This window comes from Brevibacterium sp. 50QC2O2 (assembly GCF_024580675.1).
GTDB classification, from domain to species: Bacteria; Actinomycetota; Actinomycetes; order Actinomycetales; family Brevibacteriaceae; genus Brevibacterium; species Brevibacterium moorei.
This window is the reverse complement of record NZ_JANIJZ010000013.1, coordinates 95,735-108,327: the sequence shown is the minus strand read 5'-3', so window position 1 is coordinate 108,327 and position 12,593 is coordinate 95,735. Positions and strand designations below refer to the sequence as shown.

At 64.9% G+C, this 12,593-nt stretch carries 14 protein-coding genes, 1 rRNA gene and 1 pseudogene; 10 read left to right on the top strand and 6 right to left on the bottom strand.

What is annotated here, in order from left to right; genetic code table 11:
* Positions 1-122, bottom strand: a 16S ribosomal RNA gene (locus NQ038_RS11575); the annotation flags it as partial.
* A gap of 392 nt (positions 123-514) precedes the next feature.
* Here NQ038_RS11575 and mmuM point away from each other — a divergent pair.
* Positions 515-1,495, top strand: coding sequence for a homocysteine S-methyltransferase (gene mmuM / locus NQ038_RS11570; RefSeq protein ID WP_257047123.1), 981 nt, complete (start codon positions 515-517; stop codon positions 1,493-1,495).
* Here the strand turns inward: mmuM and NQ038_RS11565 are convergent.
* Positions 1,456-2,232 (bottom strand): SOS response-associated peptidase, encoded by a 777-nt coding sequence (locus NQ038_RS11565; protein ID WP_257047122.1) that lies wholly within the window; start codon positions 2,230-2,232, stop codon positions 1,456-1,458. The two genes, mmuM and NQ038_RS11565, sit on opposite strands and share 40 nt — an antisense overlap.
* A gap of 133 nt (positions 2,233-2,365) precedes the next feature.
* On the opposite strand from NQ038_RS11565, the gene NQ038_RS11560 reads away from it, so the two are divergent.
* The 5 genes from NQ038_RS11560 to NQ038_RS11540 all read left to right on the top strand — a co-directional run bounded on the left by NQ038_RS11560 (position 2,366) and on the right by NQ038_RS11540 (position 7,150).
* Entirely contained in the window at positions 2,366-2,866 is a 501-nt protein-coding gene (locus tag NQ038_RS11560; protein ID WP_257047121.1) for a MarR family winged helix-turn-helix transcriptional regulator, read from the top strand.
* 152 nt (positions 2,867-3,018) lie between these two features.
* On the top strand, positions 3,019-4,185 hold the full coding sequence (locus NQ038_RS11555; RefSeq protein ID WP_257047120.1) for an acyl-CoA dehydrogenase family protein: 1,167 nt from the start codon (positions 3,019-3,021) through the stop codon (positions 4,183-4,185).
* Positions 4,185-5,237, top strand: coding sequence for an enoyl-CoA hydratase/isomerase family protein (locus NQ038_RS11550; protein ID WP_257047119.1), 1,053 nt, complete (start codon positions 4,185-4,187; stop codon positions 5,235-5,237). Before NQ038_RS11555 ends, NQ038_RS11550 begins: the two co-directional genes overlap by 1 nt.
* Positions 5,234-6,010, top strand: coding sequence for an enoyl-CoA hydratase (locus tag NQ038_RS11545; RefSeq protein ID WP_257047118.1), 777 nt, complete (start codon positions 5,234-5,236; stop codon positions 6,008-6,010). The genes NQ038_RS11550 and NQ038_RS11545 overlap by 4 nt, the downstream gene beginning before the upstream one ends.
* 156 nt (positions 6,011-6,166) lie before the next feature.
* Positions 6,167-7,150 carry a nitronate monooxygenase family protein gene (locus NQ038_RS11540; protein WP_257047117.1) on the top strand — a complete coding sequence of 328 codons (984 nt, stop codon included), beginning with the start codon at positions 6,167-6,169 and terminating at the stop codon, positions 7,148-7,150.
* Between the two features lie 37 nt (positions 7,151-7,187).
* Here NQ038_RS11540 and NQ038_RS11535 read toward each other — a convergent pair whose 3' ends face one another.
* Positions 7,188-8,081: a serine hydrolase gene (locus NQ038_RS11535; RefSeq protein WP_257047116.1), complete on the bottom strand. Its 894-nt coding sequence runs from the start codon at positions 8,079-8,081 to the stop codon at positions 7,188-7,190.
* A 125-nt stretch (positions 8,082-8,206) separates the two neighbouring features.
* Here NQ038_RS11535 and NQ038_RS11530 point away from each other — a divergent pair, with 125 nt between their 5' ends.
* From NQ038_RS11530 to NQ038_RS11525, 3 genes and pseudogenes are all read left to right on the top strand, one after another.
* Positions 8,207-9,562, top strand: coding sequence for an MFS transporter (locus NQ038_RS11530; protein WP_257047115.1), 1,356 nt, complete (start codon positions 8,207-8,209; stop codon positions 9,560-9,562).
* A pseudogene (locus NQ038_RS15685) lies at positions 9,559-9,858 on the top strand (GNAT family N-acetyltransferase); the annotation flags it as partial. The gene NQ038_RS11530 and the pseudogene NQ038_RS15685, both read left to right, overlap by 4 nt.
* Positions 9,770-10,168: a GNAT family N-acetyltransferase gene (locus NQ038_RS11525; protein ID WP_257047114.1), complete on the top strand. Its 399-nt coding sequence runs from the start codon at positions 9,770-9,772 to the stop codon at positions 10,166-10,168. The pseudogene NQ038_RS15685 and the gene NQ038_RS11525, both read left to right, overlap by 89 nt.
* Here the strand turns inward: NQ038_RS11525 and NQ038_RS15680 are convergent.
* Both NQ038_RS15680 and NQ038_RS15675 read right to left on the bottom strand, forming a co-directional pair.
* A complete protein-coding gene (locus NQ038_RS15680; protein WP_373456818.1) occupies positions 10,148-10,492 on the bottom strand; it encodes a TetR-like C-terminal domain-containing protein in 345 nt (114 codons plus the stop codon). The two genes, NQ038_RS11525 and NQ038_RS15680, sit on opposite strands and share 21 nt — an antisense overlap.
* Positions 10,446-10,841, bottom strand: a complete 396-nt coding sequence (locus NQ038_RS15675; protein WP_373456817.1) for a TetR/AcrR family transcriptional regulator — start codon at positions 10,839-10,841, stop codon at positions 10,446-10,448. Before NQ038_RS15675 ends, NQ038_RS15680 begins: the two co-directional genes overlap by 47 nt.
* Before the next feature lie 101 nt (positions 10,842-10,942).
* Between NQ038_RS15675 and NQ038_RS11520 the strand changes: the two genes are divergently transcribed.
* The gene (locus NQ038_RS11520; protein ID WP_257047113.1) at positions 10,943-11,800 is read left to right on the top strand and encodes an SDR family NAD(P)-dependent oxidoreductase; all 858 of its coding nucleotides are present in this window, start codon (positions 10,943-10,945) and stop codon (positions 11,798-11,800) included.
* Between the two features lie 44 nt (positions 11,801-11,844).
* Here the strand turns inward: NQ038_RS11520 and NQ038_RS11515 are convergent, their stop codons facing one another.
* Positions 11,845-12,459, bottom strand: a complete 615-nt coding sequence (locus NQ038_RS11515; RefSeq protein WP_257047112.1) for a metallophosphoesterase — start codon at positions 12,457-12,459, stop codon at positions 11,845-11,847.
* Positions 12,460-12,593 lie beyond the last annotated feature (134 nt).

Here is a 12,593-nt window from a genome sequence, read left to right as displayed (position 1 = left end):
CTCACGTGTTACTCACCCGTTCGCCACTAATCCATGACACAAGTGCCACTTCATCGTTCGACTTGCATGTGTTAAGCACGCCGCCAGCGTTCGTCCTGAGCCAGGATCAAACTCTCCACAAAAAAATGCTTGTGATCAAGCGATCCCAACCGAAAAGAACAGACTGACGAGAAAGAGAACAACACCGGAAACCAGCATCGTCCTCTCATATCATCCATCATTATTATTTTCAGCCAGAAAATATGTACTACTTAGTTCTGGCATCACGAAAAAAACTATTCAAGTACGCTATTGAGTTCTCAAACAACAGGCACACACCCACCCGTGAAACACACGACCACACTCGGCCACCATGATTCCCGGTGAAGGGATGCTCAACTTCTTGTTCATCGCCGCCTAGAACGTGTTCCCTGCGAACCGCTGGGCCGTCCTGGCGACAAGAGAAAACATTACACGACCCGCAACCGGCCCGCAAACCGGGCGGGCATGACCCTGATCACATACCCTGGTGGGCATGCCACAGACGAACCACCACCCCGACCTCCCGCCCACGCTGCAGGCGGCCCTCGCCGCCTCCCCTACTCCCTTGGTCCTCGATGGAGCATCGGGGACCCACCTGCAGGACATGGGGGTCGATGTGTCCGGTGATCTGTGGTCGGCCGCCATCCTGGCCACGGAACCGGAGCTCGTCTCCACCATGCATCGCGACTATCTACAGGCCGGCGCCAGGATCGTCGAATCCCTGGCCTACCAGGCCTCGGTTCCGGCATTCGTGCGCGCCGGCTATTCCACTGCGCGCGCCCAAGAGCTCATGGCCTCTTCCTGGTATCTAGCGCAGAACGCGACCCAGGACTATACGCGTAGCACCGGCATCCAGACCTGGGCCGCCTCCGCGCTGGGCCCCTATGGTGTCCACCTGGCCGACGGCTCCGAGTACTCCGGCGCATACTCCATTGAGCGCGGCGCGCTCTATTCCTATCACCGAGATCGCGCAGCCCTCCTGTACGAGGCGGGTTGCAGACTATTCGCCTGGGAGACCATTCCCCGGGTCGACGAGGCCCTGCTCATCGCCGATGTCATGTCCGCGTACCCATCAGCGCGGTGGTGGCTCAGCTGCAGCAGCGGGCCGATTTTGCCAGATGGCGGGGACTTGACCGAGCTCACCCGGCGGCTGGCGCGTGTCGCCAATCCCCCGATTGCCGTGGGTGTCAACTGCTGCAGTGCCGATTCCGTGGAGCCGGCACTGCTGGCCGTTGACACCGCGGGGCTGCCCGGCATCTGCTACCCCAACTCGGGTCATGTCTATTCCGCCGCAACCCAGACGTGGAGTGGCGATGGCTCCGATGATGTCGATCTGGCCGTCCATGCCAGGGCCTGGACAGCGGCGGGAGCCCGCATCATCGGCGGCTGCTGCCGCACCACTCCCGAGGACATCCGGGCGCTGGCGGCGGCGATTCAGGCCGGTTCGGGCAGCGGTGCGGTCAACGACTCGTAGTCATTGCGAACATTGCCGACGGCCGGATCCACCCGATACCGCAGGATCCGCTCCGGATCGAAACCGTCGATCAACCCCGCGAGCGCAGCGGAAGCTGCGTCGCCGGCCATGCTGGGTTCGATCCAGGTGTCCACTTGTCCCCGGTCCAGCATGATGGGCATCCGGTCATGGACTTCTGCCAGGTGACCGCGGGCGGGGCACGTCATGATGGTCGTCGAAACGAGCCAGTCACCGTAGACGGCAGGGTCGCCCTCTCCGGTGCGTTCACCGTCTGACAGCCGCTTGAACTCGTAGAGCCCCGCCATGAACAACCAGTCGTCGTCTGCCGCATGCATCAGCCATGGCTGTTTTAACGTCCGGGCCTTCGATGCAGCGGTTCCGGTTTCCCCCAGTTCCGCGAGCGCCTGCCATTCGTAGTATCCATTGACGGCGACCACACAGCGCCGGGCGGCGAAGGCCGCGCGGAACATCGGTTTGCTCGCCACGGTCTCCACCCTGGCATTGAAGGCGCGGAAGCCGATTTTGACGTCCTTGGCCCAGCCGGGCACCAGACCCCAACGGGCCGAGCGGATCTGGGTGGACAGTTCCCCGTCCTCGTTCGGTCGGCTGACGATGATCGGCAGGACGGCGCCGGGCGGAACGTTGTAGCGCGGCCGTGCGGCATAGGCCTCGTAGACGGCGCCGAGGTCGGCGGCGAGATCCCTCGGGTCCGCCTGCATGTTCAAACGTCCGCACATGTCTCATATCGTGCCACGCCCACTGCAGCCCGTCACTCCACGGCCTCGCAGAACACGCATATCCGTTCCACACTCGGGTTCCCACCGACCGGCGCCCTCGGATTCAATACTCGGATTTAATACACTGAGGCCCATGGCAGAGGAGACGGATCCGATCGCGGAGTCCCGCAGGCAATGGCTGGCCCACGGATGGGATGATGCGGCCGATGGAATGACCCTGGTCATCTCCATCATGCGCACCCAACAGCTGTTCCAGGCCCGCATCGACGCGGTGCTCAAACCCCTGCAGTTGACCTTCGCCCGGTTCGAGGTGCTGGCACTGTTGTCGTTCACGCGCAGGGGCAGCCTGCCGATGAACAAGATCACGCAGAGGTTGCAGGTCCATGCCACCTCGACGACGAATTCTGTGGACCGGCTGGAGGCCGCCGCCCTGGCCCGCCGGCAGCCGCATCCCACGGACGGGCGCACCACCTTGGTGGAGATCACCCCGGCCGGGCGCGAACTGGTCGCCCGTGCCGCTGCTGCGCTGAACGCCGAGGTCTTCGCGCGCCCTGGTGCCGGCCCGGAGGAAGTCGCGGCCCTGCTCGATTCGCTGGCACTCCTGCGTTCCGGGCTCGAGGCCGAGCGCGCCTGAAGGCGGCTCCTCCGGTCCGCCGGTGGCAGCGTCGCCCGTCCCGTCCGGGGCGTATCCAGGCACACCAGCCTATTACTTGGACGTCCTAGTGTTCTGTTAGTCTGTAGTCCAGACCACAGCGGTGTGGTCGGCCAGATGATCGGAGGACCTCCATGGCACACAGCAGCGCGGCGGCCCGCCCGTTCGGGTTGGACGAGGACCAACTCGAGCTCGCGGCCATGTGCCGCCAATTCGCAGACGAACAGCTCGCACCCCATGCACTGGAATGGGACGCCGCACACCACTTCCCCATCGACGCCATCAAAGCGACGGCAGAGTTGGGCATGGGCGGGATCTACGCAGACGAGGATTACGGCGGCTCGGGCCTGGGACGGATGGACGCGGTCGTCGTGTTCGAAGCCCTGTCGACCGCGGACCCGGCGGTCGCCTCGTACATCTCCATCCACAATATGGCTACGTGGATGGTCTCCCGCTACGGTTCCCCCGAACAGAAGGAGAAGTGGCTGACGCGCCTGACGTCCTTCGAAGCCCTGGCCAGCTACTGCCTGACCGAGCCGAATGCGGGTTCGGATGCCGCCGCGATCGCCTCGACCGCCCGGCGCGACGGTGAGCACTACGTGCTCAACGGCACCAAGCAGTTCATCTCCGGAGCGGGCGAAACCGATGTCTACCTCCTCATGGCCCGCACCGGACAGGCCGGGGCCCGCGGCATCTCCAGCTTCCTCATCGACCGCGACACCCCCGGGCTGTCCTTCGGCGCCAATGAGAAGAAGATGGGCTGGCGGGCCCAGCCGACCCGGCAGGTCTACCTGGAGAACGTGCGCGTGCCGGTGGCCAACCGACTCGGCGAGGAGGGGCAGGGCTTCAAGATCGCGATGAGCGGATTGGACGGCGGCCGGCTCAACATCGGTGCCTGTTCCCTGGGCGGGGCGCAGGCCGCGCTCGAACAGGCGGTGGCATATTTGGGCGAGCGCCAGGCGTTCGGCCAGGACCTGACACAGTTCCAGGCGCTGCGTTTCGAGGTCGCCCAGCTGCAGGCAGACCTCGAGGCCGCAAGGTCCCTGCTGTGGCGGGCCGCCCGGGCCTATGACGCAGGCGATCCCGACACCTCCCTGCTGTCGGCCATGGCCAAGCTCAAGGCGACGGATACGGGCTTCGACGTGGCCAACCGGGCGCTGCAGCTACTGGGCGGCTACGGGTACCTCCAGGAGTACGGGATCGAGAAGATCGTCCGCGATCTGAGAGTGCACCAGATCCTCGAGGGCACCAATGAAATCATGAAAGTGATCATTTCCCGCAAAAGCACAGGAGTAGGTTGATGAGCAACGAAGCCACACCACCGGTCGATCCCACCGTCATCACAACGGTACGGGGCCGGCTGGGCCACATCGAACTCAATCGTCCGCGCGCGATCAACGCGCTGAACGAGGAGATGGTCCACCTGGTGGACGAGGCCCTGCGCGCCTGGGCGACCGATGCCGCAGTCGATGCCGTACTGATCACCGGCGCCGGCGAACGCGGACTGTGCGCCGGTGGCGACATCAAGGCCGTCCACGCGGCCATCACGCAGGGCACCAGAGGCGCGCTGGACTTCTTCTCCAAGGAGTACCGGATGAACGACCTGATCGCGACCTATCCCAAGCCCTATATCGCAATCATGGATGGCATCACGATGGGCGGCGGCGTGGGAATCTCCGCCCACGGAAGTGTGCGCATCGTCAGCGATTCGACGAAGATCGCGATGCCGGAGACGGGCATCGGACTGTTCCCCGATGTGGGCGCGACCTATCTGCTGGCCCGCATGCCCCACCGGATCGGCATCTACATGGGCCTGTCGAGCGAGTCGATCGGTGCAGCCGACGCTGTGGCCTATGGCCTGGCCGACTACTATGTGCCGGCCGAGCGCCTGGCCGAACTCCAGGAAGCCCTGGCCGCCGATGCCTCCGAGGCGACCGTGCGCCGCTTCGCCGCGGAACCGGGCGCCCCTGCCCTGGCAGGCGACCTCGAGTGGATCGACGCCGCCTTCGCGCACGATACCGCCGCCGAGGTCGTGACGGCTCTGCGCTCCCGCCCCGAGCCCCGCGCGCAGGAGGCGGCCGCGGCGATCGCCGCCAAGTCCCCCCGTTCGGTCGAACTGACCCTGCGGATGATCCGGAGTGCAGCTGACATGGACCTGCACGATGTACTGGAACGCGATCTGCGGGTGGCGCTGAACCTGGGCGAGCACCCCGATCTGGTCGAGGGCATCCGCGCGCAGGTCATCGACAAGGACCGCAACCCCTCCTGGAACCCCGCGACCCTGGAGGCCGTGGATCCCGCCGAGATCGATTCCATCCTGACCGACGAACACGAACAGAAGGTCTTCGCATGAGCACCTATGAAACCATCCTGACCGAATCGGGCGAGGGCATCGCGACCATCACGCTGAACCGCCCTGAGGCGCTCAACGCGCTGAACAATCAGATCCTGGCCGAGGTCACCACCGCCGCGGCCGCCTTCGACGCGGACCCGGAGGTCTCGGCGATCATCATCACCGGTGCGGGCCGCGCCTTCGCCGCCGGTGCGGACATCAAGGAAATGGCGGACCTGGGCTTCTCCAAGGCATTCGTCAACGACTGGTTCGCCGGCTGGCAGCGCTTGACCGATGTACGCAAACCCGTGATCGCCGCCGTCAACGGATTCGCCCTGGGTGGCGGGTGCGAGCTGGCGATGATGTGCGACATCCTCATCGCCAGCACCAAGGCGAAGTTCGGCCAGCCGGAGATCAACCTGGGCGTGCTGCCCGGGATGGGAGGCTCCCAGCGCTTGACCCGCGCGATCGGCAAGGCCAAGGCGATGGACCTGTGCCTGACCGGGCGGATGATCGACGCGGCCGAGGCCGAGCGCTCCGGCTTGGCGGCTCGGGTGACCGAGCCCGATGACCTGTTGGCGACCGCCAGGGAGGTCGCCGGGACGATCGCCGCCAAATCGCAGATAGCCTCGGCGATGGTCAAGGAGGCCGTCAACGTCGCCTTCGAGACCAGCCTGCAGGTGGGCTTGGACTATGAGCGCCGACTGTTCCACTCCTCGCTGGCCACTGCCGACCAAACCGAGGGTATGGCAGCGTTCGTCGAGAAGCGCGAGGCGCACTTCACGAACAACTGACACGGGTCCGTTTCGGAGGACCGGCTGGGGCGGGTCCGGATGCGCTTCCGGGCCCGCTCTTCCTTCACACGAAAAACAGTCAGATTGGACTGTATACCCTGAAAGTGGACTACAGTAAGACTGAACGAACGATCATGCAGCCCAAAGGAGACGCTCATGGCCCTACCCGAAATCCTCGACGGCAGGCTTTCCCTGCCCGTGATCTGCTCCCCCATGTTCATCGCATCGGGGCCCGAACTGGTCAAGGCCCAGTGCCAGGCCGGACTCGTCGGCTCCTTCCCCACCCTCAATGCGCGCCCGCAGGAGGCCCTGGCCGACTGGCTCGACGACATCTCGGAGTCGAATGCCGCCTATGCCGCGGCCAATCCGGGTGTACCCGTGGCGCCGTTCGCCACGAACCTCATCGTGCACAAGACCAATAACCGGCTCGAACACGACCTGGGCGTCGTCGTCGACCACAAGGTGCCGATCGTCATCACCTCCCTGGGCGCCAGGGAAGACGTCAACGCGGCCGTCCACTCCTATGGCGGCATCGTCTTACACGACGTCATCAACAACCGCTTCGCCCACAAGGCCGTCGAAAAGGGAGCCGACGGCCTCATCGCCGTGGCCGCCGGCGCAGGCGGGCACGCGGGCGCCCAGTCCCCCTTCGCCCTGCTCCAGGAGATCCGCAGCTGGTTCGACGGGACCATCGCCCTGTCCGGCGCGATCGGCCACGGCCGCTCCATCCTGGCAGCCCTGGCCGCCGGCGCGGACGCCGCCTATATGGGCTCGGCGTTCCTGTCCACCCCCGAGGCGAACGTCGTCGAGGGCTACCGCGACATGGTCGTGTCCTCCGGCGCCGAGGACATCGTCTACTCCAACCTGTTCACCGGGGTGCACGGGAACTACCTGCGCGGCTCGATCAGCCAGGCGGGGCTGAACCCTGACGACCTCCCGCAGTCCGATCCCACCCAGATGACCTTCGCCACCGGGGCCGACGGCAAGACCGCGCCCAAGGCCTGGAAGGAGATCTGGGGTTCGGGCCAGGGCATCGGCGCGATTACCGAATCGCGTCCGGTGGCCGAACTGGCAGCCGAACTGAGCGGCCAGTTCGCAGCCGCCCGCGCCGAGCTGGAGACGAAGCTTAACCGCTGGTGAGGCTCCGAGCTCGTTCCACGGGGCCGGGGCCCTGGCCTCAGCCGAGGACCAGGGCCCTTATGACCTCTCCCAGGGACCGCATATAGTCCTCGACCCCGACGCGGTGATCGACCGCTGAGGCATGCCAGTTCGCCCCCACCGCATAGCTCACGGTGCGGGCCGGCCCTTCCACCAGGCCGACGTCGACCCTGATCTGGGAGTCGCTGCCCGTCTTGTGGCGGACCAGCAGGGAACCGTCCGCCTCGATATGTGCCAAGGGGTCGATATGGAATCCCCCTGCCACCATCGACACATCTGTATCGGCTGCCAGATAGCGCAAAACCCGCGCGGACACCTCCGGGGAGACCACAGCGCCGTCCTGCAGCAGCCGCATGAGCCGCGAGAGTTCCCCCGCCGTGCCATAGGACGGGGTCCACGGCAGCTCAGGGGTCCTGGCGTCGCGGATGAAATCCAGCAGCGAGGTCTGCTCCAGTCCCAGCGCCGGCGCCACCGCCTGCACCGCTTCGAGCCCGCAGCGGGCCAGCAGCCCGTTGGTCGCCAGATTGTCACTCACCGCGCCCACCAGCAGGCAGGCGTCGTCGAGCGTGATCGCCCGGTCGCGGAACAGGTAGAGCAGGCCGGAATCTGCGACCTCGTGTTCGGCGGGCACCTGGAGCCGGTCGGCCGGGTCCAGGCGGCCGTCGTGGAACCGGGTGCAGACCTCGATGAGCAGGAAGATCTTGCCCACGCTGGCGGTCCGCAGTGTCCGGTCCCGGTCGTGGGCGAACAAATTGTGGTCCGGCTGTGGGCGGGCGGGTGAAGGCCTGTCGGGCGCAGGCCGATCCGGTGATGTCCGATAGGCAGGGGCCCGCTCGGCGACTTCGTCGATGCTGATGGACCACTCCAGACCCGAAGCGTCAGGAGGAACGGGGAAGGTCGGATTCGAGGGCATATCCGCATGCTATTCGGTTCGCCTCGCCCGCGCCCGCCGAGTCCGGCCCGCACACAGCCCTTGACCCCGCCGGCCGACTGTGGTTTATTGACCTCACTACCGCCCGCCCCTTGGAGGTGGCCCCTATGGAATCAGCCGGGAGCGCAGATGCGGACGAAGTGACGGCGCCACAGGGCTACCGGACCTTTCTGCACGTGCTGGTCAACACAGCCGCCGCGAATGTGACGACCAGCTTCGTCTGGTTCGCCCTGACCTTCTGGGCCTATGCGCAGACGCGCAATGTGATCGTCGCCGGCGTCATCGCCGCGGCCTATATGCTCTTCGTCTCCGTTTTCAGCATGTTCTTCGGCACCCTCGTCGACCGGTTCCGCAAGAAGGCGGTCATGACCTGGGCCACGCTCGCCGCCCTCATCGTATTCGCCCTCGACTCCGCCGCCTTCTTCGCAATTGGCGAGCAACGGATCATCGACCTCGGCCTGCCGTGGTTCTGGCTGTTCGCCATCGTCCTCTTGGCCGGCGCTGTGGTCGAACAACTGCGCTCCATCGCGCTGTCGACGACGGTGACCCTGCTGGTCCCGGCCGAGCGCCGCCCCAACGCCAACGGCCTGGTGGGCACCGTCCAGGGCGTGGGGATGATCGTCACCAGCGTCTTCAGCGGACTCTCCGTCGGATTCCTCGGCATGGGACCGACCCTGCTCATCGGGGTCGGAGCGCTGACACTGACCCTCCTCCACCTGCTGTCACTGCGCATCCCGGAACGCCGGATCGCGACCGCGGGCGAGGTAACCGGCTGGGTCGACCTGCGCGGCGGCTGGCTGGCCGTGGTGGCCGTCCCCGGGCTGGTGGCCCTGGTCCTGTTCACAACCGTGAACAACCTATTCAGCGGCGCAGCCATGGCCGTGATGGACCCCTACGGCATCGAGATGTTCGGCGTGCAGGGGTGGGGCATCTGGTTCGCCGTCATGTCGACCGGGTTCATCGTCGGCGGCTCGGTCGTCGCACTCAAGGGGCTGGGCCGCAATCCGATTCGCACGATGCTGCTGCTGGCCGCGGCGATCGGCCTGATCGGAGCGCTCAGCACGATCCGCGAACAGGGATGGGTCTTCATCCTCGGGATCTGGGTGTTCATGGCCCTGATTCCCGCGATCGAGGCCGCCGAACAGACGGTCATCCAGCGCGTCGTGCCCTATGAGAAGCAGGGGCGGGTGTTCGGCTTCGCCAATACGTTCGAAGCCGCAGCGGCACCGATCACCGCGCTGCTGGTCGCTCCCCTGGCCGAACTCTGGATCATCCCCGCCCTGCGCACCGAGGCGGGGGCCGCCCTCTGGGCGCCGGTGCTGGGCAGCGGGCACAATCGCGGCATCGCCCTGATCCTGTTGGCCACCGGGATCGGGTGCATCATCCTGGCGGGGATCGCCGCCCTCACGCCACAGTACCGATTGCTCTCACGCCGCTACGCGCAGACAGGGACGCCCACATGACACGTCCGGTCATCACCACGCAAAGGCTCGAACTGCGGCCGATGACGCCGGCACACCTGCCCTTGCACCGGCAGCTGGACACGGATCCCCAAGTGATGCGGTTTCTGCTGGGCCGTGCGCGGAGCCTTGCGGAGACCGACGAGTTCTGGACGCCGAGGTGCGCCGACACCAGCGCGGATGCCGTAGGCCTCGGCTGGTGGGTCGGGTATGCAGGCGACCGGTTCGTCGGCTGGTGGGACTTGGGCCGCGGCGACTCCGAACCCGGCGCGACGTTGGAACCCGAGGCAGCGTTGCAACCCGACGAGGCTGAGATCGGCTGGCGGGTGCTGCGCTCGCAATGGGGGCCAGGGGTATGCGCCGGAGGGGGCCAGAGCGCTCCTGCAGTACGCCTTCGGAACAGTCGGGCTGCAGCGCGCGTGGGCGGAGACGATGGCGGTCAATACCCCCTCCCGGCGGGTCATGGAGAAGATCGGGATGCGCCACATCAGGACCGAGGTCCGGCACTGGGACGATCCGCTACCAGGGGCGGAACTGGGCGAGGTCGTGTATGAGATCACCGGGGAGGAGTGGGAGCGGCGCGCGATGCTAAGGCCGGATCGTACGTAATACAGCCGCCGTCAGTCGATCGGCATAGGCGTCGTTCAGCTCCCCTGTCCTCAACAACCACCGGTGAAAGATCGGGCCGAAGATCAACTCGACCACCAACTCCGAATCCACCGATTCAGAAGCCTGCCCCACCACGACAGCTGCCTCGACTCGCAGCGCAGTGGCCTCCATTTGAGGTCGGAGGAGTCGTTCAACAAGATCCCGGGATACATCCAGATCGGCTTGGACCTCTGCCACCAGCGCACGCTGCAATCGATCCGTCGAAGCGTCTCTCAGCTCAGTAACCGTGGCACGGATGAGGGTCCGCAGATCCGCCCCCCACATCCCCAGTGTCTGGGATGACGACCTCGCCGCCGTCCTGACTGTTCTGCTCCAGGATGGCATCGAACACTACCGCAGCCTTGGACGGCCACCACCGATAAATGGTCTGCTTCCCCACACCGGCGTCCGCAGCGATTCCCTCGATGCTCATCCGAGAATAGCCGACATCTCGGGCCAGTTGAAGTGCCGACGTCAGGATTGCCGTGCGCGCTCGTTCACTGCGACGAGCAACATTGGGCCCCGGGGCAAAGGCACGCTTGTCACTGGAGTTCACACTCGCCTTTCCTCGGTTATGTGTGGATGCTGCGACGGATGCATCTTCATTTGACGCGTTCTGAGGTGAGGCCGACATGAAAAACATCCTAACTGAGTCAACGAGACGGTCCGTCTTGACTCGTTCGGACCGTGTGAGTAACAATGACGAGACGTATCGTCTCGCTTAGGGAGTCTGTTATGACCATGTCACTTTCCACTCCACGCACATGGTTGATTACCGGTGCCGGACGCGGGCTGGGACGCGCATTCGCCGAGGCTGCCGCAGCCAATGGCGATAACGTCGTCGGAACGGTCCGTGCGCGAGGAGCTCTAGACGACCTCGTCAGGGATCATCCGGATACCGCGGCAGAGGTCGTACTCGACGTCCGAGATGCGACCGACGTGCAAAATGCCATCAACTGTGCTGCCAAGATCTTCGGCGGGCTCAATATTGTCGTCAACAACGCCGGCACTGGGTTCGTGGGCGCCCTCGAGGAAGTCACCGAGTCCGAGGCTCGGGACCACCTCGACCTAAATCTGTTCGGCGCTATGTGGGTCTCCCGTGCCGCGATACCCCACCTCCGCGCCTCCGGAGGTGGGGATCTCGTGCAAATTTCGACAGTCGGCGCCATCGGTTCCATGCCCATGTTCGGCCTTTACAACGCCGGCAAATGGGGCTTAGAGGGTTTCAGCGAGGCCCTTGCCGCCGAGGTGGCACCATTCGGCATCTACGTCACGATCGCACAGTTGGGCGGATTCGCTACAGACTGGGCGGGTTCAAGCATGCCCTTTGCCCATCCCCTGGATCAGTACGATAGCCAGCGCACCGCCGCATTCGGAACTTCCGAAATCCCCTGGCCCCATAACGATGCCGCCGCGTCCGCCCAGGATGCGGACCCCCGCATTGCGGCCAGGGCACTCACCGAACACCTCCGTCGCCCAGAGCGACCGATGCGTGTCCTCATCGGCAACGACGCATCCGAGCTGGCCACCATGGCCTACGCAGCTCGGCGTGATTCCTATGGAACAAACAGAGGGTTCGAGTGGCCGTCCTAATCGCGTTAGTGGACTCCACGCATCACCCGATGCAGTCCCGGTAGTCAGCTCATCTGTGCCAACCACTGGGAGATTTCGCTCATCGGCATAGGCTCGAAATCGTGCGCGTCGACTCCGACGTGAAAGGAGTTTCCCTGTGGCCCATGGTCGATGTCGTGAGTATGCCCGTGAATGAGCGGCAGCCCGGTGTCGGTAGGACGCAACTTGGCATACCGATCCTCGCCGTGCGAGTCTCCTGCATATGGAAAGTGGCTGATGACCACCTCGCGCCCATCAAGCGCCGCGGTGACCTCCTCTGTCAGCAACTGCCACCCAGCGTGTTCCAGCAGCTCTGCATTGAGTGCTTTGTACTTCGCGCTCGCGCGGTAGTGCGACCAGAAGACGTCATGATTGCCGGGCACGATGAGTTTTCGGCCATTGAGTGCGGCAGTGAGACCGATCGAGCGTTCTCGCTCTCCGAGCGCAAGGTCGCCAAGATGAAGGACAGTGGCATCTGGACCCACGACATTGTTCCAGCGGCGGATCAGTTCGCCGTTCATCTCCTGAACGCTACTGAACGGGCGGCCGCAGAGTTCGATGATGCGAGCGTGCCCGAAGTGGGTATCGCTCGTGACGAAATCTACAGTGGAGAGATCGAGAGCCGCCTCACTCACAGTCATGCTGGGTTTCCCTTCGCGAACGCTGCTTCCTGAAAATGATGAGCCGATCAGTCTATGTAGGAGCCTGTGTTGAGGTCAATCGAGCGACTGACGATGTCCACTGTCATCGCAGTCTTCCCATGGCTGTCGAGAGA

Excerpts from the sequence above, each read along its gene's own strand:
- NQ038_RS11520 (WP_257047113.1), top strand. The coding sequence starts at position 10,943 with ATGACCATGTCACTTTCCACTCCACGCACATGGTTGATTACCGGTGCC.
- NQ038_RS11565 (WP_257047122.1), bottom strand. The coding sequence starts at position 2,232 with ATGTGCGGACGTTTGAACATGCAGGCGGACCCGAGGGATCTCGCCGCC.
- NQ038_RS15680 (WP_373456818.1), bottom strand. The coding sequence starts at position 10,492 with ATGTGGGGGGCGGATCTGCGGACCCTCATCCGTGCCACGGTTACTGAG.
- mmuM (WP_257047123.1), top strand. The coding sequence starts at position 515 with ATGCCACAGACGAACCACCACCCCGACCTCCCGCCCACGCTGCAGGCG.
- NQ038_RS11515 (WP_257047112.1), bottom strand. The coding sequence starts at position 12,459 with ATGACTGTGAGTGAGGCGGCTCTCGATCTCTCCACTGTAGATTTCGTC.
- NQ038_RS11525 (WP_257047114.1), top strand. The coding sequence starts at position 9,770 with ATGCAGGCGACCGGTTCGTCGGCTGGTGGGACTTGGGCCGCGGCGACT.
- NQ038_RS11540 (WP_257047117.1), top strand. The coding sequence starts at position 6,167 with ATGGCCCTACCCGAAATCCTCGACGGCAGGCTTTCCCTGCCCGTGATC.
- NQ038_RS11555 (WP_257047120.1), top strand. The coding sequence starts at position 3,019 with ATGGCACACAGCAGCGCGGCGGCCCGCCCGTTCGGGTTGGACGAGGAC.
- NQ038_RS15675 (WP_373456817.1), bottom strand. The coding sequence starts at position 10,841 with ATGTCGGCCTCACCTCAGAACGCGTCAAATGAAGATGCATCCGTCGCA.
- NQ038_RS11550 (WP_257047119.1), top strand. The coding sequence starts at position 4,185 with ATGAGCAACGAAGCCACACCACCGGTCGATCCCACCGTCATCACAACG.
- NQ038_RS11535 (WP_257047116.1), bottom strand. The coding sequence starts at position 8,081 with ATGCCCTCGAATCCGACCTTCCCCGTTCCTCCTGACGCTTCGGGTCTG.
- NQ038_RS11530 (WP_257047115.1), top strand. The coding sequence starts at position 8,207 with ATGGAATCAGCCGGGAGCGCAGATGCGGACGAAGTGACGGCGCCACAG.
- NQ038_RS11560 (WP_257047121.1), top strand. The coding sequence starts at position 2,366 with ATGGCAGAGGAGACGGATCCGATCGCGGAGTCCCGCAGGCAATGGCTG.
- NQ038_RS11545 (WP_257047118.1), top strand. The coding sequence starts at position 5,234 with ATGAGCACCTATGAAACCATCCTGACCGAATCGGGCGAGGGCATCGCG.